At 57.7% G+C, this 22,531-nt stretch carries 27 protein-coding genes; 11 read left to right on the top strand and 16 right to left on the bottom strand.

Features of this window, described 5'->3' with window-relative positions; translation table 11 throughout:
* The first annotated feature begins 188 nt into the window (after positions 1 to 188).
* Entirely contained in the window at positions 189 to 1,628 is a 1,440-nt protein-coding gene (locus tag AC2FIB_RS12670) for an aldehyde dehydrogenase family protein (RefSeq protein ID WP_496734981.1), read from the top strand.
* Positions 1,629 to 1,686: 58 nt separating this feature from the next.
* Here AC2FIB_RS12670 and AC2FIB_RS12665 read toward each other — a convergent pair whose 3' ends face one another.
* The 3 genes from AC2FIB_RS12665 to AC2FIB_RS12655 all read right to left on the bottom strand — a co-directional run bounded on the left by AC2FIB_RS12665 (position 1,687) and on the right by AC2FIB_RS12655 (position 4,096).
* A complete protein-coding gene (locus tag AC2FIB_RS12665) occupies positions 1,687 to 2,121 on the bottom strand; it encodes a glyoxalase superfamily protein (RefSeq protein WP_496734983.1) in 435 nt (144 codons plus the stop codon).
* Between the two features lie 178 nt (positions 2,122 to 2,299).
* Positions 2,300 to 3,193 carry a cation diffusion facilitator family transporter gene (locus tag AC2FIB_RS12660; RefSeq protein WP_496734984.1) on the bottom strand — a complete coding sequence of 298 codons (894 nt, stop codon included), beginning with the start codon at positions 3,191 to 3,193 and terminating at the stop codon, positions 2,300 to 2,302.
* 51 nt (positions 3,194 to 3,244) lie between these two features.
* Positions 3,245 to 4,096, bottom strand: a complete 852-nt coding sequence (locus tag AC2FIB_RS12655) for a methylated-DNA--[protein]-cysteine S-methyltransferase (protein ID WP_496734986.1) — start codon at positions 4,094 to 4,096, stop codon at positions 3,245 to 3,247.
* Between the two features lie 118 nt (positions 4,097 to 4,214).
* On the opposite strand from AC2FIB_RS12655, the gene nth reads away from it, so the two are divergent.
* Together nth and AC2FIB_RS12645 are read left to right on the top strand one after the other, a co-directional pair.
* On the top strand, positions 4,215 to 4,859 hold the full coding sequence (gene nth / locus AC2FIB_RS12650; protein ID WP_496734987.1) for an endonuclease III: 645 nt from the start codon (positions 4,215 to 4,217) through the stop codon (positions 4,857 to 4,859).
* Positions 4,856 to 5,845 (top strand): adenosine kinase, encoded by a 990-nt coding sequence (locus AC2FIB_RS12645; RefSeq protein WP_282170192.1) that lies wholly within the window; start codon positions 4,856 to 4,858, stop codon positions 5,843 to 5,845. Before nth ends, AC2FIB_RS12645 begins: the two co-directional genes overlap by 4 nt.
* 8 nt (positions 5,846 to 5,853) lie before the next feature.
* Here the strand turns inward: AC2FIB_RS12645 and AC2FIB_RS12640 are convergent, their stop codons facing one another.
* The 4 genes from AC2FIB_RS12640 to sigZ all read right to left on the bottom strand — a co-directional run bounded on the left by AC2FIB_RS12640 (position 5,854) and on the right by sigZ (position 9,450).
* Positions 5,854 to 6,693, bottom strand: a complete 840-nt coding sequence (locus AC2FIB_RS12640; RefSeq protein ID WP_496734989.1) for a DUF547 domain-containing protein — start codon at positions 6,691 to 6,693, stop codon at positions 5,854 to 5,856.
* Positions 6,690 to 8,063, bottom strand: a complete 1,374-nt coding sequence (locus tag AC2FIB_RS12635; RefSeq protein ID WP_496734990.1) for a radical SAM protein — start codon at positions 8,061 to 8,063, stop codon at positions 6,690 to 6,692. Before AC2FIB_RS12635 ends, AC2FIB_RS12640 begins: the two co-directional genes overlap by 4 nt.
* A 72-nt stretch (positions 8,064 to 8,135) precedes the next feature.
* A complete protein-coding gene (locus AC2FIB_RS12630; RefSeq protein ID WP_496734992.1) occupies positions 8,136 to 8,846 on the bottom strand; it encodes a glutathione S-transferase family protein in 711 nt (236 codons plus the stop codon).
* Positions 8,847 to 8,910: 64 nt separating this feature from the next.
* A complete protein-coding gene (gene sigZ, locus AC2FIB_RS12625; RefSeq protein WP_496734994.1) occupies positions 8,911 to 9,450 on the bottom strand; it encodes an RNA polymerase sigma factor SigZ in 540 nt (179 codons plus the stop codon).
* Between the two features lie 185 nt (positions 9,451 to 9,635).
* Here sigZ and AC2FIB_RS12620 point away from each other — a divergent pair, with 185 nt between their 5' ends.
* Positions 9,636 to 10,280, top strand: a complete 645-nt coding sequence (locus AC2FIB_RS12620) for an NYN domain-containing protein (RefSeq protein WP_496842198.1) — start codon at positions 9,636 to 9,638, stop codon at positions 10,278 to 10,280.
* Here the strand turns inward: AC2FIB_RS12620 and AC2FIB_RS12615 are convergent.
* Entirely contained in the window at positions 10,277 to 10,771 is a 495-nt protein-coding gene (locus AC2FIB_RS12615; protein WP_496734998.1) for an RNA pyrophosphohydrolase, read from the bottom strand. The genes AC2FIB_RS12620 and AC2FIB_RS12615 overlap by 4 nt on opposite strands.
* Positions 10,772 to 10,909: 138 nt before the next feature.
* Between AC2FIB_RS12615 and AC2FIB_RS12610 the strand changes: the two genes are divergently transcribed.
* The 3 genes from AC2FIB_RS12610 to AC2FIB_RS12600 are packed head-to-tail and all read left to right on the top strand — an operon-like array spanning position 10,910 to position 13,659.
* Positions 10,910 to 12,937, top strand: coding sequence for a 2,4-dienoyl-CoA reductase FMN-binding domain-containing protein (locus AC2FIB_RS12610; protein ID WP_496735000.1), 2,028 nt, complete (start codon positions 10,910 to 10,912; stop codon positions 12,935 to 12,937).
* Between the two features lie 54 nt (positions 12,938 to 12,991).
* Complete coding sequence (locus AC2FIB_RS12605) at positions 12,992 to 13,285, top strand: hypothetical protein (RefSeq protein WP_496735001.1); 294 nt, start codon at positions 12,992 to 12,994, stop codon at positions 13,283 to 13,285.
* Positions 13,282 to 13,659 (top strand): hypothetical protein, encoded by a 378-nt coding sequence (locus tag AC2FIB_RS12600; RefSeq protein WP_496735002.1) that lies wholly within the window; start codon positions 13,282 to 13,284, stop codon positions 13,657 to 13,659. Before AC2FIB_RS12605 ends, AC2FIB_RS12600 begins: the two co-directional genes overlap by 4 nt.
* Positions 13,660 to 13,684: 25 nt before the next feature.
* Here AC2FIB_RS12600 and AC2FIB_RS12595 read toward each other — a convergent pair whose 3' ends face one another.
* A complete protein-coding gene (locus AC2FIB_RS12595; RefSeq protein WP_496735004.1) occupies positions 13,685 to 14,125 on the bottom strand; it encodes a DUF4399 domain-containing protein in 441 nt (146 codons plus the stop codon).
* A 228-nt stretch (positions 14,126 to 14,353) separates the two neighbouring features.
* On the opposite strand from AC2FIB_RS12595, the gene AC2FIB_RS12590 reads away from it, so the two are divergent.
* Positions 14,354 to 15,259 carry a LysR family transcriptional regulator gene (locus AC2FIB_RS12590; protein ID WP_496735005.1) on the top strand — a complete coding sequence of 302 codons (906 nt, stop codon included), beginning with the start codon at positions 14,354 to 14,356 and terminating at the stop codon, positions 15,257 to 15,259.
* A gap of 83 nt (positions 15,260 to 15,342) precedes the next feature.
* Here the strand turns inward: AC2FIB_RS12590 and AC2FIB_RS12585 are convergent, their stop codons facing one another.
* From AC2FIB_RS12585 to AC2FIB_RS12565, 5 genes are all read right to left on the bottom strand, one after another.
* Positions 15,343 to 16,245 carry an OmpA family protein gene (locus AC2FIB_RS12585; RefSeq protein ID WP_496842197.1) on the bottom strand — a complete coding sequence of 301 codons (903 nt, stop codon included), beginning with the start codon at positions 16,243 to 16,245 and terminating at the stop codon, positions 15,343 to 15,345.
* Positions 16,242 to 16,814 carry a peroxidase-related enzyme gene (locus tag AC2FIB_RS12580; protein ID WP_496777278.1) on the bottom strand — a complete coding sequence of 191 codons (573 nt, stop codon included), beginning with the start codon at positions 16,812 to 16,814 and terminating at the stop codon, positions 16,242 to 16,244. Before AC2FIB_RS12580 ends, AC2FIB_RS12585 begins: the two co-directional genes overlap by 4 nt.
* A 5-nt stretch (positions 16,815 to 16,819) precedes the next feature.
* Positions 16,820 to 17,539 (bottom strand): GNAT family N-acetyltransferase, encoded by a 720-nt coding sequence (locus AC2FIB_RS12575; RefSeq protein WP_496842196.1) that lies wholly within the window; start codon positions 17,537 to 17,539, stop codon positions 16,820 to 16,822.
* Positions 17,536 to 18,258: a competence/damage-inducible protein A gene (locus AC2FIB_RS12570; protein WP_496735008.1), complete on the bottom strand. Its 723-nt coding sequence runs from the start codon at positions 18,256 to 18,258 to the stop codon at positions 17,536 to 17,538. The genes AC2FIB_RS12575 and AC2FIB_RS12570 overlap by 4 nt, the downstream gene beginning before the upstream one ends.
* Before the next feature lie 69 nt (positions 18,259 to 18,327).
* Positions 18,328 to 18,891 (bottom strand): TetR/AcrR family transcriptional regulator, encoded by a 564-nt coding sequence (locus AC2FIB_RS12565; RefSeq protein WP_496735010.1) that lies wholly within the window; start codon positions 18,889 to 18,891, stop codon positions 18,328 to 18,330.
* Between the two features lie 99 nt (positions 18,892 to 18,990).
* On the opposite strand from AC2FIB_RS12565, the gene AC2FIB_RS12560 reads away from it, so the two are divergent.
* Positions 18,991 to 19,746: an SDR family NAD(P)-dependent oxidoreductase gene (locus tag AC2FIB_RS12560; RefSeq protein ID WP_496842195.1), complete on the top strand. Its 756-nt coding sequence runs from the start codon at positions 18,991 to 18,993 to the stop codon at positions 19,744 to 19,746.
* Between the two features lie 39 nt (positions 19,747 to 19,785).
* Positions 19,786 to 20,502 (top strand): DNA/RNA nuclease SfsA, encoded by a 717-nt coding sequence (gene sfsA / locus AC2FIB_RS12555; RefSeq protein ID WP_496735012.1) that lies wholly within the window; start codon positions 19,786 to 19,788, stop codon positions 20,500 to 20,502.
* A 26-nt stretch (positions 20,503 to 20,528) separates the two neighbouring features.
* On the opposite strand, the gene AC2FIB_RS12550 is transcribed toward sfsA, so the two are convergent.
* Positions 20,529 to 21,344 carry a class I SAM-dependent methyltransferase gene (locus AC2FIB_RS12550; RefSeq protein ID WP_496735014.1) on the bottom strand — a complete coding sequence of 272 codons (816 nt, stop codon included), beginning with the start codon at positions 21,342 to 21,344 and terminating at the stop codon, positions 20,529 to 20,531.
* Between the two features lie 200 nt (positions 21,345 to 21,544).
* Between AC2FIB_RS12550 and map the strand changes: the two genes are divergently transcribed.
* Entirely contained in the window at positions 21,545 to 22,357 is an 813-nt protein-coding gene (gene map, locus AC2FIB_RS12545; protein ID WP_496735015.1) for a type I methionyl aminopeptidase, read from the top strand.
* Here map and AC2FIB_RS12540 read toward each other — a convergent pair.
* Positions 22,345 to 22,524, bottom strand: coding sequence for a hypothetical protein (locus AC2FIB_RS12540; protein ID WP_496735016.1), 180 nt, complete (start codon positions 22,522 to 22,524; stop codon positions 22,345 to 22,347). The two genes, map and AC2FIB_RS12540, sit on opposite strands and share 13 nt — an antisense overlap.
* Between the last annotated feature and the right edge of the window lie 7 nt (positions 22,525 to 22,531).

The following is a 22,531-nucleotide window of genomic DNA, read 5'->3' as shown; positions in this document are numbered from 1 at the left end:
TGAAACAAACCGAGTCGGTTGCTGGAAACCTAATAACTCTGCGCCATTGTTAAACCATTAGCTGCTTGAAAGGGTATTCATTTTTGAGGAAATTAATTTGATCAAATTGCGCCTTGCCACACCGATATGCCGGTGCCAGAGTGGCGCAAATTCCCGCCATCCGGGCCACGGGATCAGGAGGATACGTGATGATCGAGAAACGCAATTTCTACATTGACGGAACATGGGTCGCCCCATCTGCAGCGAATGATTTCGAGGTGATCAACCCCTCGACCGAGGAACCCTGCGCGGTGATCTCACTGGGCGCGCAAGCTGATACCGACGCCGCAGTTGCTGCCGCAAAGGCCGCCCTGCCCGGCTGGATGGCCACACCGGTCGAAGATCGCATCGCACTGGTCGAGAAACTGATCGAGATTTACCAATCCCGGTCCGAGGATTTGGCACAGGCGATGTCGCTTGAGATGGGCGCGCCGATCGACATGGCACGCACCCAGCAATCCGGTGCGGGCATGTATCACCTTGCTAACTTTGTGCGCGCAGCCAAAGCGTTCCAATTCGACCGCCCGCTGGGCGATCACGCGCCCAATGACAGGATCATCTATGAGGCCGTCGGTGTTGCCGCCCTGATCACGCCATGGAACTGGCCGATGAACCAAGTCACGCTCAAGGTTGGCGCGGCGGCGATTGCAGGCTGCACCATGGTTCTGAAACCCTCCGAACAAAGCCCGCTGAACGCAATGATTTTTGCCGAGATGATGGATGAGGCCGGCTTCCCCGCCGGTGTGTTCAATCTGGTCAACGGCGATGGCGTGGGCGTCGGTTCCCAGCTTTCGGCGCATCCGGATGTGGATATGGTCAGCTTTACCGGCTCGACGCGCGCAGGCACAGCGATCTCGAAAAGCGCTGCCGATACTTTGAAGAAGGTACACTTGGAGCTGGGCGGTAAGGGCGCAAACGTGGTCTTTGCCGATGCCGATGAAAAGGCTGTCAAACGCGGCGTTCTGCACATGATGAACAACACCGGCCAAAGCTGTAATGCGCCTAGCCGCATGCTGGTTCAACGCCCGATCTATGATCAGGCCGTGGAAACCGCGGCCGAGGTGGCCAGCATGGTTTCGGTCGGTAGCGCGCAGGAAGAAGGACGTCACATCGGTCCCGTCGTGAACGAGCTTCAGTGGACCAAAATTCAAGACCTGATCCAGAAAGGTATCGACGAAGGAGCCCGATTGGTGACGGGAGGCACCGGGCGTCCCGAGGGGTTGAACAAGGGCTATTATGTACGCCCGACCGTCTTTGCCGACGCCAATAACCAGATGAACATCGCGCGCGAAGAGATCTTTGGCCCCGTCCTGACTATGATCCCCTTCGACACTGAAGAAGAGGCGGTGGAGATTGCCAACGACACGCCATACGGCCTGACCAATTACGTTCAGACACAAGACGGCGCGCGGGCCAATCGAATGGCGCGGGTACTGCGGTCCGGCATGGTTGAAATGAATGGCCAGTCGCGCAGTGCAGGTTCACCGTTTGGCGGCATGAAACAGTCCGGAAACGGGCGCGAGGGCGGCTTGTGGGGGTTAGAGGACTTCCTTGAGGTCAAAGCCGTGGGTGGCTGGGCAGCAGAGTGACGCCAGACTAGAACTTAACAAAAGGGCGCGGCGGTGGTTATCCGCCGCGCCTTTTTCTTTACCTAGGTCGCACGATCAGTTGCGGTTGGCCGTCCGAGGTATGTCGCGTGGATCGGCCATCCCAACCAATCTCACCGGTTACGCGTTGCCGATAGGCCGAGAAGCTGTCGAATTGAACGACATCCACGGGGGTGTCAAAGTGTAAGGTAACGCGCCGATGCGACCCGTCACCCAACAGGGTCATACCACGGATCTCCGCCCTGAACGGCTGACCCAGATAGAACCCTTCAACCCGGTCACCAACACGCAAATGCATGCGATTTCCGGCCATGGCGTGCAACGTATTCCAATCGCGCACCCCATGTTGATGCGCCAGCAATTCCAGCGATTCACTATGCGAGAGCGTAACCCCCGCACCGCGCAGCCTGTCGCGCAGTCGTTTTGCCTGCGCTTTTAGCTCCTCAAGTGGAGCAATATTGTTTGAACGTGTCATTTCTTGCCTCGTTTCCTTAAACGGGCGCCAAGTCAGGACGGAGTTCGCATTACCATCCGCGCGCCAGAAAAGGGCAACAGATGTTCATCAACCGGGTTTCACCAATGCCAAATGGCTGCGAACGGCAGGGGACCCGAACCTGAGGGCGACATTTCGCACTGGCGGATGTGTCTGTCAATCAGGCTCTGGCACTTTTCAACTCGCTGTCCGGTTCCAGATGGATGACAAAGACTGACCCCGGAAACTTCCTGTTCAGGGCCGCCTCGATATCGTCGCAGATGTCATGCGCGGCCGCGACCGACATGGCACCGTCGACGACAAGGTGAAACTCAACGAAAATCATGTTGGCTGACCTGCGACCGCGCAGATCATGATACTCAAGCGCCGGGCCTAAATTGGCTTCGATTGTTTCGCGGACAGACGTCAATTCTCCGTCGATCAGCGAAGCATCCATCAACCCGTCGACCGAGCTGCGGATAACCTTCCACCCCTCCCACAGAATATTGACGGCCACCAGAATCGCGATAATGGGATCAAGGATCAACCAACCTGTCGCCATCGCTATCAGCAACCCGACAACAACACCGACCGAGGTCATAATGTCGGTTAATATGTGCTTTCCGCTCGCCTCCAACGCCGGTGAGGATTCTCGTCGCCCAACCCGCAACAGCAGAAACGCCCAGATACCATTCAGGCACGTCGCGCCCACATTTATGGCAATGCCCAGGAACGGTTCCCCGGCCAGATGCGGATCAGGCAATGCGAAAACGGCTTCACGAATGATCAGCAGCGCGGCCAGAACAATCAGCGTCCCTTCGACCACGGCCGACAGGTACTCGGCCTTCTTATGCCCGAACGGGTGCTTTTTGTCTGGCGGCATGCCAGATATACGCACCGCGAAAAATGCAAGCAGGGCAGCCGCCACATTCACCACTGATTCCAGGGCATCCGATAGCAGAGCCACCGAGCCAGTCACCCACCAGGCCAGCAGTTTCAGCAGCAAAACCGCTACCGAAACCGGAATGGCCCACGCCGCGAATGTCTGTGTGATCTGCCTGCTGTCCTGCTTCATAGAATCTCACTATCACAGGATGCAGCAGCGCAAAGTTTGTTTTTGGCGTGACTATGCGTCGGCCTGAGCGGCCTCGAATGCCAGCATTGCGCGTTTGACCGGCAAGCCCCAGTGATAGCCACCCAGCCCACCGGATTTGCGGAGCGCCCGGTGGCATGGGATCAGCCAGCTAACCGGGTTGCGACCAACCGCGGTTCCCACGGCACGCACGGCTTGCGGCGATCCCACACGTTGCGCAATCTCAGAGTAGGTAGTGACCTGGCCTGACGGGATATGCATCAGCGCCTCCCAAACCTTGATTTGCAGGGGCGAGCCAATGAGGTACAGCGGCGTAGGTTCCAACCGGTCGCTTGCCGCGCCAAAAGCACTTAGAACCCAAGGGCGCAGACGCATTGGATCTTCTATGAACTCGGCCTTGGGCCAGCGTGAGATCATATCCTCCATCGCGGCCTCTTCACCGGTTTCAGCACCAAAAGCCATGCCGCAGATACCCTTATCGGTTCCCATGACCAGTGCCGGGCCAAAGGGGCATTCGAACCAGCCCCAATAGATGGTCAGCCCGACGCCCCTGCGCGCGTATTCGCCGGGGCTCATGGATTCCCATTTCAGGAACAAATCGTGCAGACGGCCACTGCCGGACAGGCCGACGTTGTGTGCGGTTTCCAACGTGGTAAACCGTTCCCGCAACAATGCCTTGGCGTGGCCCAGGGTCAGATATTGCTGGTAGCGTTTCGGCGACACCCCGGTCCAACGCGAGAACAGGCGCTGGAAATGCGCCGGGCTCATATCCATCTGGCGGGCTAGCTCTTCCAGGCTCAGGCCCTCGCCTCCCTGATCAATCAGGTCGATCGCGCGGCGCATGACGTTGTAGTGGTATCCGCTTTCCGGTGTCTGGACGTTCATGGCTATTACCTCATATTCTTGACCAAACCATAGCGCGCAGGTTACGCCCTCGCGACCCGGAACTTGCGCATTAGCTTTGGACTTGTATCGACGCGCCCCGAACGGCATTAAGACGCGGATGGCAAAACAACTCGGATATCACCGGATCCGCGAGATCTTTACGCGCTTTCAGGAAGCCGACCCCGAACCCAAGGGCGAGCTTGCGCATGTCAACGTCTATACTCTGGTCGTCGCCGTGGCGCTGTCTGCGCAGGCAACCGATGTCGGTGTGAACAAGGCCACCCGTGCGTTGTTCAAGATCGCCGACACGCCGCAAAAGATGCTGGATCTGGGCGAAGAAGGTCTGATTGAACACATCAAAACCATCGGTCTGTTTCGGCAAAAGGCGAAGAACGTCATTAAGCTCAGCCGTATTCTGGTCGACGACTATGACGGCGAGGTACCCAATTCCCGTGCAGCATTGCAATCGCTACCGGGTGTCGGTCGCAAGACGGCCAATGTGGTTCTGAACATGTGGTGGCGTTATCCGGCACAGGCGGTGGACACGCATATCTTCCGTGTTGGAAATCGCACCGGCATTTGCCCCGGTAAGAATGTGGACGCCGTCGAACGCGCCATCGAAGACAATATCCCAACCGACTTTCAGCTGCATGCGCATCACTGGCTAATCCTGCATGGCCGCTATCACTGCAAGGCGCGCAAACCCATGTGCGGCACCTGCATCATCCGCGATCTCTGCGAATTTGAGGACAAGAACCTATGAAAACCTACCAACTGACCGGCATCGGAAACGCAGTTGTGGACGTGATTTCCCAAGCCGACGACAGTTTCCTGGAGTTGATGGGCATTGAAAAAGGCATCATGCAGCTGATCGAGCAGGAGCGTGGCGAGGTCCTCTATGCCTCGATGGAAGGCCGCGTACAGACGCCGGGTGGCTCGGTCGCCAACACCATCGCCGGCGCAGGTGCGCTGGGGCTGGATTCAGCGTTTATCGGGCGGGTTCATGATGACGCTCTGGGCCGGTTTTACGCGGATGCGATGAACGAGGACGGCGTTGATTTCGTGAACCCTCCGGTTCCGGGTGGCGAACTGCCGACCTCGCGCTCGATGATTTTTGTCTCGCCCGATGGGGAACGGTCAATGAATACCTATCTGGGGATTTCCTCGGAACTGTCGTCGCAGGACGTATCGGATGACGTCGCAGGCAACAGCCAGATCATGTTCCTTGAGGGGTATCTGTTCGACAAGGAAAAGGGCAAAGCTGCGTTTCTAGAGGCCGCGCGCGCGTGCCACAAAGGTGGCGGCAAGGCGGGTATCGCCATTTCCGACCCCTTCTGTGTGGAACGCCACCGTGTCGATTTCCTGCTGCTGATCGAAAACGAACTTGATTTCGTCATCGGCAACGAGGCCGAAATCAAATCCCTGTTCGAAACCGGCGATCTGGAAGAGGCGCTGGCCAAAACCGCCGCGATCTGCCCGCTTGTCGTATGCACCCGCTCCGGCGACGGCGTGACTGTCCTAAGCGACGGGCAACGCGTCGACGTACCGGTCGAGAAAGTCGTGCCCGTGGACGCAACCGGTGCGGGCGATCAGTTTGCCGCCGGCTTCCTGTTTGGCATGGCCACAGGCCGCGATCACGAAGCCTGCGCCAAGATCGGCAATATCTGCGCCCGCGAGGTCATCAGTCACATCGGCCCGCGCCCCGAGGCGAACATGCAGGACCTGCTGCGCGCCGAAGGGTTGCTGTAATCCGCTGATTAAGATCCAGCCGCCGCGTCGTTCAAAGCCCAGTTATACTGATACGCTTTGACACGCGGCGTCTGCTGAAGACGGGCGCGCAGCTCGGGTTCCGCTGCGGTCGCGATGTAGGCCAGCACGGATTTTTCATTCGGTCCGAAATCCTCGCGGAACCAGATAAAGATCTTTGACAGGATCAATCCGCCGCGTTGGTCGAACTGCACGCCACGCGGATCGTTGATATAGGCGTGCTCGGCAGCGGCGAAATCGCGCTCCAATGTCTCGGCCTGCCAGGCGCGATCCATCAGGTTAGGGCAGCCCACAGCGGCGCAGTTCAGCGCATAGTGGATGCGCGGTTCGCCGAATGTGGGCCGAATAATGCGGTGTTCGATGTCATTGAGGGTCAACTCCTGCCCGGCCACCCGCGCCAGAGGTTGATTCCACGGCCCAATCGATAATGGCCCATCCTTGATGTCGCGGATCGAAGCAACGGGATAGTTTTCAAGAACCACATCCACCGTCAGCGCATTGTACAAGTTTATCCAATACGCCAGTTGCTGATCACGTGTCAGCCGCGCGGGGTCAATGGCTTGCAGATCGACCAGATATTCGTCCAGGCGCGCGCGATCTGCCTGTGTCACCTGCCCGTAAGTTACCCGGTTCACGCCCTTCCCGTCGGCTACGACATAACGGTGCAGGAAAGCTGTCCAGTCGCGGTGATCAACCTTTTCGCCCGGCGGGGACGCAAATCTGGTCAGGGTCTGTCCTGGCAATGCCTCGGGGGCGGGCAAGGCCAGACGCTCGACACTTGCGCATGCGGTCAAAACCGGAAGCAACAGCAGGATCAGAAGTTTTCTCATGATACGTCCTTTTGGTTCCGGCGCGTGGCCCGCAACTGCCCCTTGAGCCGCTTGAGTGGGGCCAGCCCGGGATCGCTCAGATCCGGCAGATCGGGTCCACCCGACAGGCGGGGAACGGCGGCATTCCACCAGCTTGGTCCAGACGGCCCGTCAACCCGGTCTGGCGCGGCCAGATGCATGTCACGCTGCGCGTTGTGAACGCACATGGACATCGGCCCGTTCGCAGTAGCGACCATGAAGACGCAAGACGCACAGCGGTCTTCTTCGAGCGCATCGGCGGCCATAAAATTGTGGATAAACACTGACTGCCGACGGACAGGTCCCCGCAATAAACCTCTGCCCAAATGCAGCACGCATCTCAGCAGATGCAAGCCCGCCCGCAGCGCCAATAGAGGGTTGCGCCGTGCCATACGCCGGACGCTGTCACGAGTGTCGATATGGCCGTCGGTTGATTGGTCGGCCCGGCTTAGCGCGGCGATCACTTTCTGTGTCAGGCGTTTGGCGGACAGAACCGAAACCGCGCGCCCACCGGCAGTCACAACACTTGCATAGCGATTGCATTTCGAATGCCCTACGGCAGCCGTGTCGAAATGCAGGGGCGTTTCATATCCGACCTCGACGGCACGCATGACACTGTCCTGCGTGATCGCGTCGGGACGCTCGCGCAACACCCCGCGCCCAGTATCGGCTTGCATCTGAAAGGACACAAAGGCGACCTCGGGGCAGTCTCGCATGAACCGCGCCAGCGCAGGCAATTCATCGAAGTTGCCGCCGAAAACGGTTGTATTGAACAACACCCGCAGGCCCAGCCCACGCGTGTGCCGGATATAGGCGCGGCGCACCACATTTAACTCAGTCTCGCTGTTGAACCCCTTGCGCTCCTGCGTCATGTCGACGTGAAAGGCCACGTCATCCAACCCCGCCGCCGCAAGCCGCGTCAGAAACGCCCGGCTGGCGCGAATGCCGTTGGTCATCAGGCACGACCGAATGCCCAGGCGGCGAATTTCGCGGCACAGCGCCTCAAGATCTTCCACCTTGCGCAGGGTCGGATCACCCCCCGTCAACTGGACCGAGACACCGGGGCCATAGTGGCTGTGGATCGTTGCAAGACGCGCAAACAGAACCGGCAGCGGTGGGTCATAGGTCATCTCGGCCCGGTCCGAGAGATAACACAGTGTGCAATCCAGATTGCAGCGTTGTGTGACCTCAAGCGCGACGCAGGCGATGGGGTAGAACCGGCCTGCCGTCTGCCCTGCGCCATATTCGCCGCACCCTTGCAGACCGCCGCGCAAAGGCGCGCGACGGTCGGTGCCGGTAAACTTGCGTCCGGCGGGTTTTACAGAAGAGAGAGTTGGGGCCGTGTCCTTCATACCCGTCAAGCTAGACAGGTCGATCAGATGCGGCCACGCCCCCTCACGCCAACGTGCGGCTTAGTGAGTGAATCACCCGCAGCACCCGCCGGATTGTTTCAACGGAGCGGTTGCAAGTGCTTCGTTCAGGTTCGCACCCCGCCCCAACCACGTCCGCTCTGCTAGATAGAAGTCCGCAAACTTGGTGGCAAAATCCTCGGACACGGTTTTCTCAGGGATACCAGTTGCCAGCAGAGCTTGTTGCCACGCTTTCACCTTGGGATAGTCAGCCAACATATCGTGCCCGCTGTGATCAGCCACAATTGCAGCGCGATGAAGCAACGGCAACCACGCCATATCAACATTGCCCAGCGCCTCACCCGTAAAGAACGGGCCGTCCCCAAGCTGCTTTTCCGCCTTTGCGAACGAGGCGTTCAGCTTGGTCGTCCGATCCGCAAAGATCGCCTGATCCGCGCTTTGCATTGCGCTGCACTGAACCAGATAATGCTTGCTGGCCTGATAGCTCCACGCGCGGCTCAGGGCGCGCTGTTCCGGTGTCAGGTCGGGCTGCAGCGGCGCGGTCACTTCGTCGAGGTATTCGGCAATCGCGTCCGACTCAAACAGTGCCGTGCCACCTTCGGTCACCAGAATCGGAACCTGACCTGTCGGCGACAGGTGCAGAAACCAGTCCGGCTTGTCGCTGAGGCTGATATAGTCGATCTGATAGGGCACCTGCTTGGCTTCAAACAGCGCAGTGACGCGCTGAACGAAGGGGCAGATTTTGAAACTGATGATACGGATCATTTGTCTTTCCTTTTGCTGGTTTCATCTGTCAGACGAAGCCCGCGCCAAAAAGACGACGATCAAATCAACATTTTTTGCAGGATTTTGGTTTTATCTGAACGTCTGAGATATTGCCCCGCACATCCACCGAGATATTGCAGCAATCTTCGAACGCTTTTCGCAGCTCTGCCCGGCCCTTTTGAACCCGGGATTTGAGTGTTGAATAGGCCAGCCCTTGCGCCTGTGCATAATCCTGTTGGGACACGCCATTGATGTCGATTGCCATCAGCATGTCCGCGGTTTCCTGCGGCAATCCGCGAATGAAAGGTTCGACGCATCCCTCAAGATCCTGACGCGTTTCCGGATCATCCCGGTGATACCAAAGATCATCCGGATGCGCCTCGACACGGCCGGATTTTCGGTAATGGTCGATGATCGTGCGTTCGGCCGTTTGAAACAACCACGGCTGCAGTTTGGCAGGGTCTTTCAGGTTGGGCAAACCGGTGAAGACCTTGACCGAGATCTCTTGCAACAGGTCTTCCACATCCGCGGTGTTGGACACACGCGAATGCAGAAACGCCTTCAGGCGCGCGCGGTACTTGGGCCAGATGTCTTCAATCTGCATGCCGCTTTATGACAGGTGATCGGCAAAGGCGGCAACCACCTGCTCGTACTCCGCACGTTTGTAGGAACCGATTTTGCAGGTCTGCCGGCGCGATTTTGGCAAGGCGAGGTTGCCAGCTACAACGCCAAAAATTTGCCTCAGTGTCGATGTATCTCATCGCCAATTAAATTAATTCCGGATTTTTTATGACACTTCGCGTAGCTGTTTTGGTGGACGGCGACAATATCAGCGCCACTTACAAAAAAGACGTTGGCCGGATCGCTCAGAAATATGGGCGTATCGACGTCGCACGGGTTTATATGAATGCTCAGGTTTCTTCGGCGTGGCATGAGGCCAGCGAATATCACCTGATCCATAGCGGCACGGGCAAGAACGCCTCAGATATTCTATTATGTATCGACGCAATCGAGTTCGTCTTGAACCGGGGCATCGATGCCATGGTGATCGTCAGCTCGGACGGCGACTTTACGCACCTGCATCGGCGGCTACGCGAATTCGGCGTCAGGACAGTCGGCGTTGGCGAAGCCAAAGCACCACAGCACGTTCGGGATAATTGCACTGTGTTTGTTGAGCTTCAGCAAAGCCGAGCCTCCGAGGCGTCCGACCTCGACAGAAAAATCCAGACTGTAATTTCTCAGGGCAGCCAGAATGGGCAAGGCATACCCATCGCCGATCTAAACGTGCGTATGCGTCGGTTACACGATATCAAGATCAGTACGTATCCCGAAAAGAACTGGCGCGGATACCTGACCGCGCGCGACGATTTGTTCGAACTGGACCCCAAAGGACCTGCCGCACGCGTTCGCTTCAAGCCCCAAGGCTTTGGTTAGCGCCCAAAGCCCAAGTAATCGGCAAAGGCGGCAACCACCTGTCGGTAAACCTCACGTTTGAACGGCACGATCTCGTCAATCAGCTGACCGGGCTCCTGCCATTTCCACTTGATGAATTCCGGGTGCTCGGTCTGGATGTCGATCTGGTCGTCCTGGCCGGTAAATCGCAGCAGGTACCATTTCTGCTCTTGCCCGCGATAACGGCCCTTCCAGATTTTCGGCACGATGTCGTGTGGCAGATCATAAGGCAGCCAGCCGTCCGTCTCAGCCACGATCTCGACCAAGTCCGAGGTTACGCCGGTTTCTTCCCACAGCTCACGCAGAGCTGCATCCCGTGGATCTTCGCCCTTGTCCACGCCGCCCTGAGGCATTTGCCATGCATCCTTGTGGCGATCATTGCGCTGACCGACGAAAATCTTGCCCTCGGTATTCATCAGCATAAGCCCCACGCAGGGGCGATAGGGCAGTTTGGCGATCTCTTCGGGGGTCATGTGCAGCCTCGTGAATGTGCTTTGAGACGTCTGTATCAAGCCCCAAGGCGCCAGCAAAGGGTGTGACGTTAGGTTTCGCGTGACAACGTTGACGCGAAGGTCAATCTAGCGTCGACAAATCGGGAGGGAGAGTTCGCCATGACTGCGTACCCAAATATGCTGGCCCCACTGGATCTGGGCTTTACCACTTTGAAGAACCGCGTCCTGATGGGGTCGATGCACACAGGTCTTGAGGAAACCGGCGACTGGAACCGAGTGGCCGAGTTTTACGCTGACCGGGCACGCGGAGGCGTCGCGCTGATGGTGACAGGTGGGATTGGTCCGAACCTTGAAGGATCGGTGCTGCCCGGCGCGTCGATGATGACAAATGACAAAGAGGTCGCGAACCACTCCATCGTGACCCAGCGCGTTCATGAGGCGGGCGGCAAGATCGCCATGCAGATCCTGCATGCGGGTCGCTATGCCTATGGTCCGAAATGTGTGGCCCCCAGCCCGGTGAAATCCCCGATCTCGCCCTTCCCGCCGAATGAGCTGGACGAGGAAGGTATCGAGAAACAGATCAGCGACATCGTGAACGCTGCCGTTCTAGCCCGGAAAGCGGGTTATGACGGGGTCGAGATCATGGGGTCCGAGGGATATTTCCTCAACCAGTTCATTGTGAAACACACCAACAAGCGTACCGACCATTGGGGCGGGTCCTATGAGAACCGTATGCGCCTGCCGATCGAAGTCGTTCGCCGCACGCGTGAAGCCGTGGGCACCGATTTCATTATCATCTATCGCCTGTCGATGATCGACCTGATCCCCAATGGCTCGACCCATGAAGAGGTCGTTGAACTGGCCCAGCGTATCGAAGAGGCCGGTGCCACGATCATCAACACCGGCATCGGCTGGCACGAAGCACGCATTCCGACCATCGCCACCAGCGTTCCGCGCGCGGCCTTTGCCTGGGTAACGAAAAAACTGATGGGTAAGGTGTCGATTCCGGTAATCACCTCGAACCGGATCAACACACCCGAGGTCGCCGAAGAGGTCCTGTCGACGGGTTGCGCCGACATGGTGTCTCTGGCCCGTCCGATGCTCGCCGATGCAGATTTCGTCAACAAGGCAATTGCAGGTAACGCGGCACAGATTGCGCCGTGCATCGCCTGCAACCAGGCGTGTCTGGACCACACCTTTAGCGGCAAGTTGACCTCGTGCCTTGTGAACCCACGCGCCTGCCATGAGACCGAATTGGAAATCACCACAGCTGAAGCGCCAAAGACGATTGCCATTGTCGGCGCCGGCCCCGCGGGATTATCCACCGCGATGACCGCAGCCCAGCGCGGACACGACGTGACCCTGTTCGATCGCGCCTCGGAGATTGGCGGCCAATTGAACATGGCCAAGCAGGTTCCGGGCAAAGAAGAGTTCTGGGGACTGGTCGATTGGTACCGCACCATGATGACCGATCTGGGTGTGAAGGTAGAGCTGAACCGCGAAGTCAGCGCTGACGACCTGACCGGCTTTGACGAGGTGGTTATCGCTACCGGTGTCATTCCGCGCGATCCGAAAATCCCGGGTCAGGATCGGGACAACGTCATCAATTATATCGACGTACTGCGCGAAAAGGCGGATGTCGGTAAGTCAGTCGCCGTGATCGGTGCCGGCGGCATCGGGTTTGATGTGTCCGAATTCCTGCTGGAAGACGGCCACAGCGTTACCACCGACCTGCCCGCATGGATGAAGGAATGGGGCGTCACAGACCCGGCCGAACACCGCTCGGGCCTGGCACCTGAGGGTCCGCAACCTGCGGTACCTGCGCGTGAGGTCACTCTGTTGCAGCGCAAGAAACAGGCGCATGGGAAAGGTCTGGGTAAAACAACCGGCTGGATTCACCGCGCTACGCTAAAGATGAAGGACGTCAATTTTGTGGGCGGCGTGAATTACGAGCACATCGACGAAGACGGCCTGCATGTCAGCTTTGGTGAGGAACGTGCCGACCCGACCGTGATTGCGGCGGACACCATCGTTCTGTGTTCCGGTCAGGTATCCGAGCGCAGCCTGGCGGATGCGCTGATCGAACGCGGCATCACTCCGCACGTGATCGGCGGGGCAGATGTGGCGGCAGAGCTGGACGCCAAACGGGCGATCAATCAAGGCACGCGACTGGCGGCAACGTTCTAAAGCAACACCTCAATTGACCTGCAGGAAGCCGTCTCGAAAGAGGCGGCTTTTTTTGTGCCGCTTGACTCCAATGGTATCAATGTACATATGTACACAATGAGTCAGAAAATAGAACGCACCCAGACGGGAATTCGAATCGAAAAGCGCCTGCTGAAAGTCCTCAAAGGACTGGCAGAGTCGTTGGATATGACCCTCGGCGATCTAATCGAGGGCATCGCCTTGCACAGTTTTGAAAACAAGCCGGCGTTTTCCGAGGAAACGCTGGAGAAGATCAAACAGCTCAAAAGTGTCTACGACCTCGACTGGACAGCCGAGGACAGCCACCGTTTCAAGGAGGACGGAGAATGAGCACCGACATCACCAGCGCGTTTGAGGCACACGCCATCGATAACACAACGTTCGGACATGCCGAACATGTACAGGTCGCATATGACCTGCTGCGAAAGTACGATTTCATCGATGCCGCGGCGATCTACGCCAAAGGGATCCGAACACTTGCGGCCAAAGCCGGCGCCCCGGATAAGTTCAACCTGACGATCACTTACGCATTCATTAGCCTGATCGCAGAGCGTCTTGCCAGTTCACAATCCAGCACTTTCGAGGCATTCATTGCGGAAAACCCCGATTTGATGGCCAAGACAGCCCTCAGCCAATGGTATCCACAAGAACGGCTGAATTCGGCGCTGGCGCGCCGTATTTTCCTATTGCCCGACGTGGCATAGTTGCCTGCGCCGTGGAGGCACGCGATTACTCGACCGTAATCGTAATCACCTGGGACACAATAGGAGGGGAGTGTGGCACATGCCCGGCATCGCCCAGCACCAGTTGCAGCGTGTGCGGTCCAGGGGCCAATTCCGTTGTCACCTCGGTCTGTCCCCCGCCGAAATGCAGATGGTTGTCGTCCGCAGGCAGACCATAGGTCAGCTCGTCCACACCGTCCTCGCCCTCACCCAATGGCGGGCGGTCGATCAGCAAATGGTGGTGCCCGGTGTTTTCCGCCTCGGTTCCGGCGGGGGCCACGCCCATCCCGCTTAACCCAAAGACCACGGTCACCGGCGATGAAACCGTGTCGCCATCCGACAGGTTTACAAAATAGACCCGTGCGTCTGGGTTCGACGGCGTCTCGCCACCCGCCCATACAAGGGTTGCGGACAGACATATGGCTGCGATGGTATAAATGGCTTTCATGATCTCCTCCGTGGTCACAAATTTGCCATTGTCACCCTAGCATATCTGGCCGAAATCACCCAAAACCCTTGGCTTACAGGCTTTGTGGCCATCTAGGAAACCATCGTTTCCGCGTTTCCCATATGCAAACGATCCGAATTGAAACCCTGATATTATCCCATGTCCGCCCTGTTTCCGCCTAGATTGGACGTCAGGTTGGAAAAAAGGACTAAGACCTGGGGAATGAGAATGGACCGACTGACCGAAATGGAAGCCTTTGCCAATGTGGTGGACCAAGGTGGCTTCACCGATGCGGCCAAGAAAATGGGCATCTCCAAATCGGCCGTGTCAAAGCATGTTTCCAGCCTCGAGGCCCGTCTGGGCGCACGGCTGCTGAACCGCACGACCCGGCGCGTGTCGCCGACGGAAATTGGCCTGGCATATTACGATCGCGCACAGCGCGTTCTAAATGATGCGGGCGAGGCTGATGCGCTCGTGACTTCGATGCAATCCGCCCCCTCGGGTCTGCTTCGGATCAGCGTTGCAACAGATTTCGGCGTCAATCATCTGTCTCCGGTTCTGTCGGATTTTCTGGCGGCCTATCCTGATATCACAGTGAACATGGTTCTGAACAACCGCTACGTCGAGTTGATTTCAGAAGGGTTCGATGTGGCCGTCCGGATTGGTGAGCTGGAAGACAGCACCCTGCGCGCCCGTAAACTGACAGAAACTGTCAAACGGATGGTTGCGGCGCCCAGCTATGTCGAGAAATTCGGCCGACCGCAGAAAATTGACGATCTGAACGAACACAAGCTGCTGCATTACTCCAGCCAGTCTTCTGGCAACGTGTGGAGGCTGACCGCGCCGTCGGGTGAAAAAAGACAGGTTCGCACCGCAGGGTGGCTGAGCGTGAACGATGGGCAATCCCTGTTGAACGCCGCCATCTCTGGTCTGGGGATCGCATATCTGCCCAGCTATCTGTACGCAGAAGCGCTGAAATCCGGTGCAGTTGTAGACGCCATGCCATCGCTGCCGGACGAAGTTCAGGGCGTATACGCCGTTTACCCGCCCGGGCGATTTACACAGCCCAAGGTGCGAGCATTCATAGATTTTCTCGTCGGCGCCTTTCACGAAAAAGGTCCGATGGACTGGTGAGTTAACCTCGGTAAACTGTACGGCCCGCGCCAATTGCGTGGGCCCTTTTTTTGCAGATCTTGATTTCATCTGCACCGCAGGCTTTAGTTGATCAGCAAGACCGCCTCGACCCGGCGATTCAAGTCGCGGCCTTCCGGCGTGGCATTCGAGGTGAGCGGGGCCAGATAGCCGATCCCGCGCGCTTCGACCCGGTCTGCCGCGATCCCATGCACCTGGATCAACCGGGCACGCACGGCCTGCGCACGGCCGGTACTGACCGAGATATTGGCATCCAGCGCGCCCGTGTCATCGGTGTGACCCACAAGTGCCAGCCGGATGTTTTGGTTTTTGTCCAGAAACTCCGCAACCAATTTCAGCGACGCAAAGGGCCCCTCGCCCAACGTCATCTCTCCGGTGCGGAAATGAAGATCTTCCAATATTGTGTGACCGTTTTGTTCCAATTCGGCCAACAGGTCGCTGGGCGACGTGACCGGCTCGTCAATCACAAGCGGGGGTGGAACCTCTGCACCCACCGGTGTGACCCGGATCATCTGCACATACCCGTCAGGCGGATTGCGGCTGACCAACAGGCTGACGACATTGCCCCCCCGAATGGCGGACAAAAAGCGATAGTCCTGAATGGCAACATACATGTCGGGTGTGGGCACGACCTCGGTGCCAAAACGAAAATCGAACCCGCCACACGTTTTGGCCTGACACTCAAGCAAGATTTCGTACCCTTGTGCAGCGATCTGATCTCGCAACGGGGCCAGCAATTGCAACGTAGTGCTAGAGCCGGATTGGAGCCGCCAAGTAAACCGCGCGACCTTGCCTTCTACCTCTCTTGCGGGCACCGCACCGTCAGCGAAAGGGCCGATTGGCAGCTCATAGCTGTCCAATTCACTGGTCCGCTCGCTGACCAGCCGCGCGCCGGAGGGCAACGTCAGGTTCTGCGCAAGACCCTGACCGGCCATGACCATCAGGAATAGGGCAGCAGTTCGGATCATCGGGCCTGCGCGTGGTATTCGTCGTTCGGGGCCATCGCAGTTGCGCTGGCCACTCGGTTCGACATGTTGAAAAAGCCGGTCACATTGGCAATGTCCCAAATGTCCCGGTCGCTGAACCCAACATCGCGCAGACGTTGACGATCAGGTTCTTCGATCTCGGTACTGGCGGTCGTCATCTTGGCAGCAAAATCCAGCATGGCGCGTTGGCGGTTGTCCAGTGGGGCCACGCGGTAGTTCATAACCAGCATCTCGCCCAGTTGCGGATTGCCCGACAATTGTCGGACGGCCGCGCCGTGGGCCACCAAACAGTAAAAGCACTTGTTGATCGCGGACACGACCACCGCAATCATTTCGCGTTCCAGTTTTGACAATCCGCTGTCGCCCAGCATCAGATCGTTGTAGTTCGCCGTGAACGCGTTCAGCTTGTCGATGTCGAACGCATAAGCTTTCAGAACATTGGGCACAAAGCCCAGTTTTTCGACACATATTTCAAAGTACTTCTGCGTCTCAGGCGGCAGCGGGTCCACCATCGGCAGGTCCAGTGCGGTGGGCAGGGTTTGATCGGTCACGTTGGTCACTCTCCTTGGACAAGCTGACGGTAATGGTATTCGCCGGTGATCTCCATCCCGAGCACATGGTAGAGACCATTTGCCCCGTCATTGGCCTTAGTGCAGATCACACTTAGCGTTTTTGCGCCGTTCTTCTGTGCCCAGATTGCAGCTGCGCGCATGGCCCACTTTCCCAAGCCCTGACGGCGATAGGCCGGTAAGATTTCCAGCGCATGAACCATGGCGACGTCGTCGTGAATGGCGACAAAACCGGTCCCCGCCGGGTGATCGGAATGACGTAGGAATATCCCCGTTTTAGGCCCGTCGGCGCGGTCCATGATGGCCAGCCGCTCTGGCCCGATCCCGCCCTGCGCCCAGATCTCGTTCATGATCGCCAGCGGACTCCAGATGGTAAAGGCGGTGACCCGAGGGATGGGCGTATCGGTCAGGTGGTCGACCGGGCATTGGTAGATGTTGACGGGATCAAGAATGTCATAGCCCTGATCCGCAAGCTGCTTATCCAACCCTTCGTCGCCCGGTCGCAGGCAGAAAATAGGCCGCTGACCCATCGCGCGCATTGCCTGTTCGGCGTCATTTATTTCCGCATCAGTCGCCGGAGCCAGCGCATTGGCAGAGGAAACTCGCGAACCGCCACCCAATCCTTGCCGCAGGCGAAACGGGCCTAAAGTACTATACCCAGCCGCTGGCCAGGTGCCGTCGACGATGTCAGCCCAGTCAACGCTCAAAGCTCCAGCTCTTTCGCCAACCGGGTCGTCGCCGCATCAATTTGTGATCCGTTGGCACCCCGAATCACAACGTTAGAGCCGAATACGCCGTTCACCTGAAACGGATAGCTGCCGATGGCGAGATCCGGGAAATCTTCGGCCAGTGCGGACAGGATCGAGGCGATTTCACCTTCACCCCGGTTGATCCGCAGCGTTTGCGACAACAGGGGATCGCCACCGGTCAGCTTTGGCAGAACGCTGGCGATCATGGCCTGAAAGATTGTGGGGATACCCGCCATCACATGCACATTCCCAAGCGTGAACCCTGGTGCGGTCGAAACGGGATTATCGATCAATGTCGCCCCATCCGGAATACGCGCCATACGCAGGCGCGCTGCGTTCAGTTCCAACCCGGAGTTCTCATAGTGCCGCTCCAACAGCGCTCGGGCGTCGGCGCGCACGTCAATCGATGCACCAAAGGCGCGGGCAATGCAGTCGGCTGTGATATCGTCATGGGTCGGGCCTATTCCGCCACTGGTGAACACATGATCAAAGCGGTCGGACAGCGCTTGGGCGGCTTCTTCGATGGCGGTTGGATCATCGCTGACCATACGCACTTCTTTCAGGTCAATGCCCTGTTTGGTCAGCTCTTGCGCAAGGTAGTTCGTATTTGCATCCCGCGTGCGTCCCGACAGGATTTCATCCCCGATCACAAGCATTGCTGCGGTTGGGTTCGGCATGACCTGTCCTTTCTTGAAATGGCACAGGCCGCAAGATATCGTTCCTGCTGAACCTCGCAAGGCCGTTTGTCATTCTCGCAACGCTTGGGCAGGCAAATCGGCAGTGACGCTTTGGAACAGGTCCATATCGTTCATCGACCGCGCCAGAATCATCGCTCCTTCCAGGCGGGCAATCGTTTCCCCTGCTCGGGCTTCGGGATTCGCGGCCCCTGCGGCCCGGAAAACCGTTTCCAGCCATACGAGATTGCGCTCGAAAAACTCGCGAGTCCGTCTGGCGACCGGGTCTGGCAACCTTGCGATTTCAGCACCAAACATACCGCACAGGCACATCAGGTCCTGTTCGATCAATGCTTGTCTATATGCCGCGACATATTGTTCGAGAGATTCCAAGGGCGTGGCTTCGTCCAACCGTCCCAACGCCCCCAGGAACCGATCAGTGTACCGGGTCACCAGCGCCTCGCCCAAAGCTTCCTTGGTGGGAAAATGGTAGTGAATGCTGGCCGATTTGATGCCGATTTCAGACGCGATGTCGCGAAAACTGAAGGCATAATACCCGCCTTGTCGCGCCATACGCTCGGCCACATCCAAAATACGGCTGGCAGTTTCTGACAGGGGTTTTTCCGTTTTGGGCATCTGCTCATCAATCTAAAAGTTACCTACCACTAGATAGGGGGTTGTATTTCAGATTTCAAATTCAATATATCTACCTATCAGTAGATAGGGAATCTGATCATGACACAGACAACAACACTTATCGTCGGCGGATCCAGCGGAATGGGTCTGGCCACAGCGCGCCAAATCATAGCAAGCGGCGGGCACGTGATCCTTGTCGGGTCATCCGCTGGCAAGTTGGACGCGGCGAAAGCGGAACTTGGCGACAACGCGGACATATACCGCGCGAACCTGCGTGACACGGCAGACGTCGAAAGACTGATCAACCAGATCAAATCGGACACGCGTCACATTCAGGGATTGGTGAATGCAGCCGGGACATTCGCGCCAAAACCGTTCATGGAACACACGGTCGAGGTTTACGACAGCTATCTGGACCTGAGTCGCGCGACCTTTTTCATCACGCAGGCCGTAGCCGAAAACATGAAGACCAATGGAGGTGGAAACATTGTCAACATAGGCTCTATGTGGGCAAAACAGGCGGTCCGCGCAACACCGTCCTCGGCCTATTCGATGGCCAAGGCCGGGCTTCATTCTCTGACACAGCACCTGGCAATGGAATTGGCGGAACACAACATCCGGGTGAATGCGGTTTCACCGGCGGTGGTTGTGACCCCCATCTATGGAGCGTTCATCGCACCGGATCAAATCGAGGCAACCCTGACCGATGCCTTCGACGCATTCCACCCGATCGGCCGCGTTGGTCGGCCTGCGGATGTGGCGCATACGGTCACACATCTTCTGTCCGATAACGCGGGTTGGGTTACCGGCGCAATCTGGGATGTTGATGGAGGCGTGATGGCGGGGCTCGTCTGACACTTCCCTTGCGGGCGGGGGCGCGTTAAGCCGGATGGCATGAAATTTGCCACCCCTTTGATCCCCGCCCGCCTGATCCGACGCTACAAACGTTTTCTGGCCGATTGCCAGTTGGAGGACGGGCGCGAAATAACCGCACATTGCGCCAATCCGGGTTCCATGCTGGGTTTGGCCGAGCCGGGTGAGAAGATCTGGCTGGAGCCAAACGACGACCCGAAGAAAAAGCTGAAATACGGCTGGCGCCTGGTCGATCATGAGAATGGGCATTTTACCGGGGTGGACACCTCTGTTCCAAACAAGGCTCTACGCAAAGCGTTTGAAGCCCGAGCGATCCCCGAATTCGCCGATTATCAGACAGTGCGGGCAGAGGTGAAATACGGCCAGAACAGCCGCATAGACTTCCTGCTTACACAACCGGACCTGCCCAACGCCTATGTCGAGGTCAAAAGCGTGACCCTTTCCCGTGAGCCCGGCCTGGCAGAATTCCCCGACAGCGTCACCGCGCGTGGCACCAAACATCTGGGTGAGTTGTCGGACATGGTGGCGCAGGGACATCGCGCGATCATGCTGTATCTGGTGCAGCGCACGGATTGCGACCGATTTGGTTTGGCGGCGGATATAGACGCGGCCTATGCGGCGGCATTTGAGACGGCACAGGCGAAGGGTGTCGAGCGATTGGTGTATGGTACGCAAATTTCGCCCGACGGTGTTTGGGTGGATACCACACGGTTCGGGGACTTTAACCTGCCCGGATAATATCACTTGCCCCCGTCAGGTCCGGTTCACCCCTTATTTCGGCATTCGAACTGGGTTGCTGAAAGGGGCATCACCATATCACTGGCCTCAAATCGGGACCGCAGCGCCGACAGCATTTCGGCCACAACCGCATCCGGATCGACACCTCCGCGCGTTCTGATTTCGTCAATCAACGGATTTCCATACACCAGGGCTGTCGCAAATTTCTCAAGGTCGGCGATTGGTTTGTTCAACCTGATGGTTTCGTGCGTAACGGTCCCCCAACCTGCGGCCGCAAGGTCCGAGTGTACGACGTCGGGGTCGCCATAGTGGAACGGGACCTTGTAGAATCCCGGTGGGTTTTCGGGAAAGAACGTCATCGCCGCTTTGTGAGCTGTCTCGGAAAACGGGTTTTCGGACATATCGCTCCAGACGTTGAAAACGTACCGGCCACCTGGCTTCAGAACACGGGCAGCTTCGCGATATGACGCAGTTTTGTCTGGAAAGAACATCACGCCAAACTGGCAAACGATCAGGTCAAAACTGTTGTCTTCGAAGGGCAGTTCCATTGCGTTCGCTTGGACAAACTCGACATTCTCACTGCCGGCGAGCTTGGCTTTTGCAATCTCCAACATGGGCGGATTAAGGTCCGAAACCGTCAGCGAAACAGACGGGTTTAACGCGTTGCGCAGCTTACGGCTGACAATTCCCGTTCCTGCGGCAAGCTCCAGAACGCGACCCGTTTCAAGGCCGCCACACAGCCCGGTTAACCTGTCGGCATAGTCTACGAAAATGTTCGGTCCCAGACCCTGATCGTAATGGTGTGGAATTTCACCGATAAAACTGGCAGAATTGCTGGACATTTTGACCCTCCAAAACGATCTCACTGGGAAAAAACAGCATTCTATCTGAAATTATGATTTTGAGCGAATTTGACAGACTCTGCAGCCTTGATCCGAGGGCATTTCGCGCCATCTAACACCCGCAAACGCGCACCCTCTGGAACTTTCTGCACAAGCAGCGTAAAAGGCAGGCTGCGCGCAACATTTGGAGCTTAGCGTCGATGAAAGAACATCGTGGCCGCCTGACCAAGGACGGCATCCGCATTTACGAACAGGGTGACTTTGCCGGCATGCATGCGGCAGGGGCCTTGGCCGCGCGGATACTCGACGATATTGCAGAACATGTCTTTCCGGGTCAGACAACTGGCGCGATTGACGGCATGATCACGCAGATGGTCGAGGATGCAGGCGCGACATCGGCGACAATTGGCTACAAGGGCTATCAGCATGCCAGCTGTATCAGCGTGAATCACGTGGTTTGCCACGGCATTCCCGGTGACAAGAAGCTGAAGGATGGCGACATTCTGAACATCGACGTCACGGTCATTGTGGACGGCTGGTTCGGCGATACTTCGCGCATGTATGTCGCGGGCAAACTGCCCCGTAAGGCTGAACGTCTGATCCAAGTGACACATGATGCCCTTTTCAAAGGCATCGAGGCGGTCAAGCCGGGCAACACCTTCGGTGATATCGGCCACGCCATTCAGGCCTATGTCGAGGCGCATCGGATGAGCGTCGTGCGCGATTTCTGTGGTCACGGCCTGGGCCGGGTGTTCCACGCGCCGCCAAACGTGCTGCACTATGGCCGTCCGGGCACTGGCGCGGTTCTGGAAGAGGGCATGTTCTTCACCATCGAACCGATGGTGAATCTGGGTCGCCCTGAGACGAAAACACTGGCCGACGACTGGACCGCTGTGACCCGCGACAAATCGCTGTCAGCGCAGTTCGAACACTCGGTGGGTGTGACGGCTGATGGTGTCGATATCTTTACCCTGTCACCGGGCGACAAGTTCCACCCGACCTATTCGTCCTGATCGGCAGCCTGCTCGCGCAGCAGTTTCAGCAGCAATGTTTCCGTGCCCCACGGCGTGATCGCGTCGTGGATGAACACAGGCGCGCGCAAAGGCTTGGGCGCGGGTCCGGTGTGGGATTCAGCGGCGTCGGAAGGAGTCCAGAGCGGTGGAGTTAAAGCGCGGTCCATATGCCGA

This window comes from Ruegeria sp. YTSA072 (genome assembly GCF_059610285.1).
This window is presented reverse-complemented; position numbering and strand designations above follow the sequence as displayed.

Excerpts from the sequence above, each read along its gene's own strand:
- AC2FIB_RS12665 (WP_496734983.1), bottom strand. The coding sequence starts at position 2,121 with ATGACACGTTCAAACAATATTGCTCCACTTGAGGAGCTAAAAGCGCAG.
- sfsA (WP_496735012.1), top strand. The coding sequence starts at position 19,786 with ATGAAATTTGCCACCCCTTTGATCCCCGCCCGCCTGATCCGACGCTAC.
- AC2FIB_RS12590 (WP_496735005.1), top strand. The coding sequence starts at position 14,354 with ATGGACCGACTGACCGAAATGGAAGCCTTTGCCAATGTGGTGGACCAA.
- AC2FIB_RS12670 (WP_496734981.1), top strand. The coding sequence starts at position 189 with ATGATCGAGAAACGCAATTTCTACATTGACGGAACATGGGTCGCCCCA.
- nth (WP_496734987.1), top strand. The coding sequence starts at position 4,215 with ATGGCAAAACAACTCGGATATCACCGGATCCGCGAGATCTTTACGCGC.
- AC2FIB_RS12540 (WP_496735016.1), bottom strand. The coding sequence starts at position 22,524 with ATGGACCGCGCTTTAACTCCACCGCTCTGGACTCCTTCCGACGCCGCT.
- AC2FIB_RS12630 (WP_496734992.1), bottom strand. The coding sequence starts at position 8,846 with ATGATCCGTATCATCAGTTTCAAAATCTGCCCCTTCGTTCAGCGCGTC.
- AC2FIB_RS12550 (WP_496735014.1), bottom strand. The coding sequence starts at position 21,344 with ATGTCCAGCAATTCTGCCAGTTTTATCGGTGAAATTCCACACCATTAC.
- AC2FIB_RS12655 (WP_496734986.1), bottom strand. The coding sequence starts at position 4,096 with ATGAACGTCCAGACACCGGAAAGCGGATACCACTACAACGTCATGCGC.
- AC2FIB_RS12635 (WP_496734990.1), bottom strand. The coding sequence starts at position 8,063 with ATGAAGGACACGGCCCCAACTCTCTCTTCTGTAAAACCCGCCGGACGC.
- AC2FIB_RS12620 (WP_496842198.1), top strand. The coding sequence starts at position 9,636 with ATGACACTTCGCGTAGCTGTTTTGGTGGACGGCGACAATATCAGCGCC.
- AC2FIB_RS12640 (WP_496734989.1), bottom strand. The coding sequence starts at position 6,693 with ATGAGAAAACTTCTGATCCTGCTGTTGCTTCCGGTTTTGACCGCATGC.
- AC2FIB_RS12570 (WP_496735008.1), bottom strand. The coding sequence starts at position 18,258 with ATGCCGAACCCAACCGCAGCAATGCTTGTGATCGGGGATGAAATCCTG.
- AC2FIB_RS12645 (WP_282170192.1), top strand. The coding sequence starts at position 4,856 with ATGAAAACCTACCAACTGACCGGCATCGGAAACGCAGTTGTGGACGTG.
- AC2FIB_RS12595 (WP_496735004.1), bottom strand. The coding sequence starts at position 14,125 with ATGAAAGCCATTTATACCATCGCAGCCATATGTCTGTCCGCAACCCTT.
- AC2FIB_RS12565 (WP_496735010.1), bottom strand. The coding sequence starts at position 18,891 with ATGCCCAAAACGGAAAAACCCCTGTCAGAAACTGCCAGCCGTATTTTG.
- AC2FIB_RS12615 (WP_496734998.1), bottom strand. The coding sequence starts at position 10,771 with ATGACCCCCGAAGAGATCGCCAAACTGCCCTATCGCCCCTGCGTGGGG.
- AC2FIB_RS12600 (WP_496735002.1), top strand. The coding sequence starts at position 13,282 with ATGAGCACCGACATCACCAGCGCGTTTGAGGCACACGCCATCGATAAC.
- AC2FIB_RS12560 (WP_496842195.1), top strand. The coding sequence starts at position 18,991 with ATGACACAGACAACAACACTTATCGTCGGCGGATCCAGCGGAATGGGT.
- AC2FIB_RS12585 (WP_496842197.1), bottom strand. The coding sequence starts at position 16,245 with ATGATCCGAACTGCTGCCCTATTCCTGATGGTCATGGCCGGTCAGGGT.
- map (WP_496735015.1), top strand. The coding sequence starts at position 21,545 with ATGAAAGAACATCGTGGCCGCCTGACCAAGGACGGCATCCGCATTTAC.
- AC2FIB_RS12660 (WP_496734984.1), bottom strand. The coding sequence starts at position 3,193 with ATGAAGCAGGACAGCAGGCAGATCACACAGACATTCGCGGCGTGGGCC.
- AC2FIB_RS12610 (WP_496735000.1), top strand. The coding sequence starts at position 10,910 with ATGACTGCGTACCCAAATATGCTGGCCCCACTGGATCTGGGCTTTACC.
- sigZ (WP_496734994.1), bottom strand. The coding sequence starts at position 9,450 with ATGCAGATTGAAGACATCTGGCCCAAGTACCGCGCGCGCCTGAAGGCG.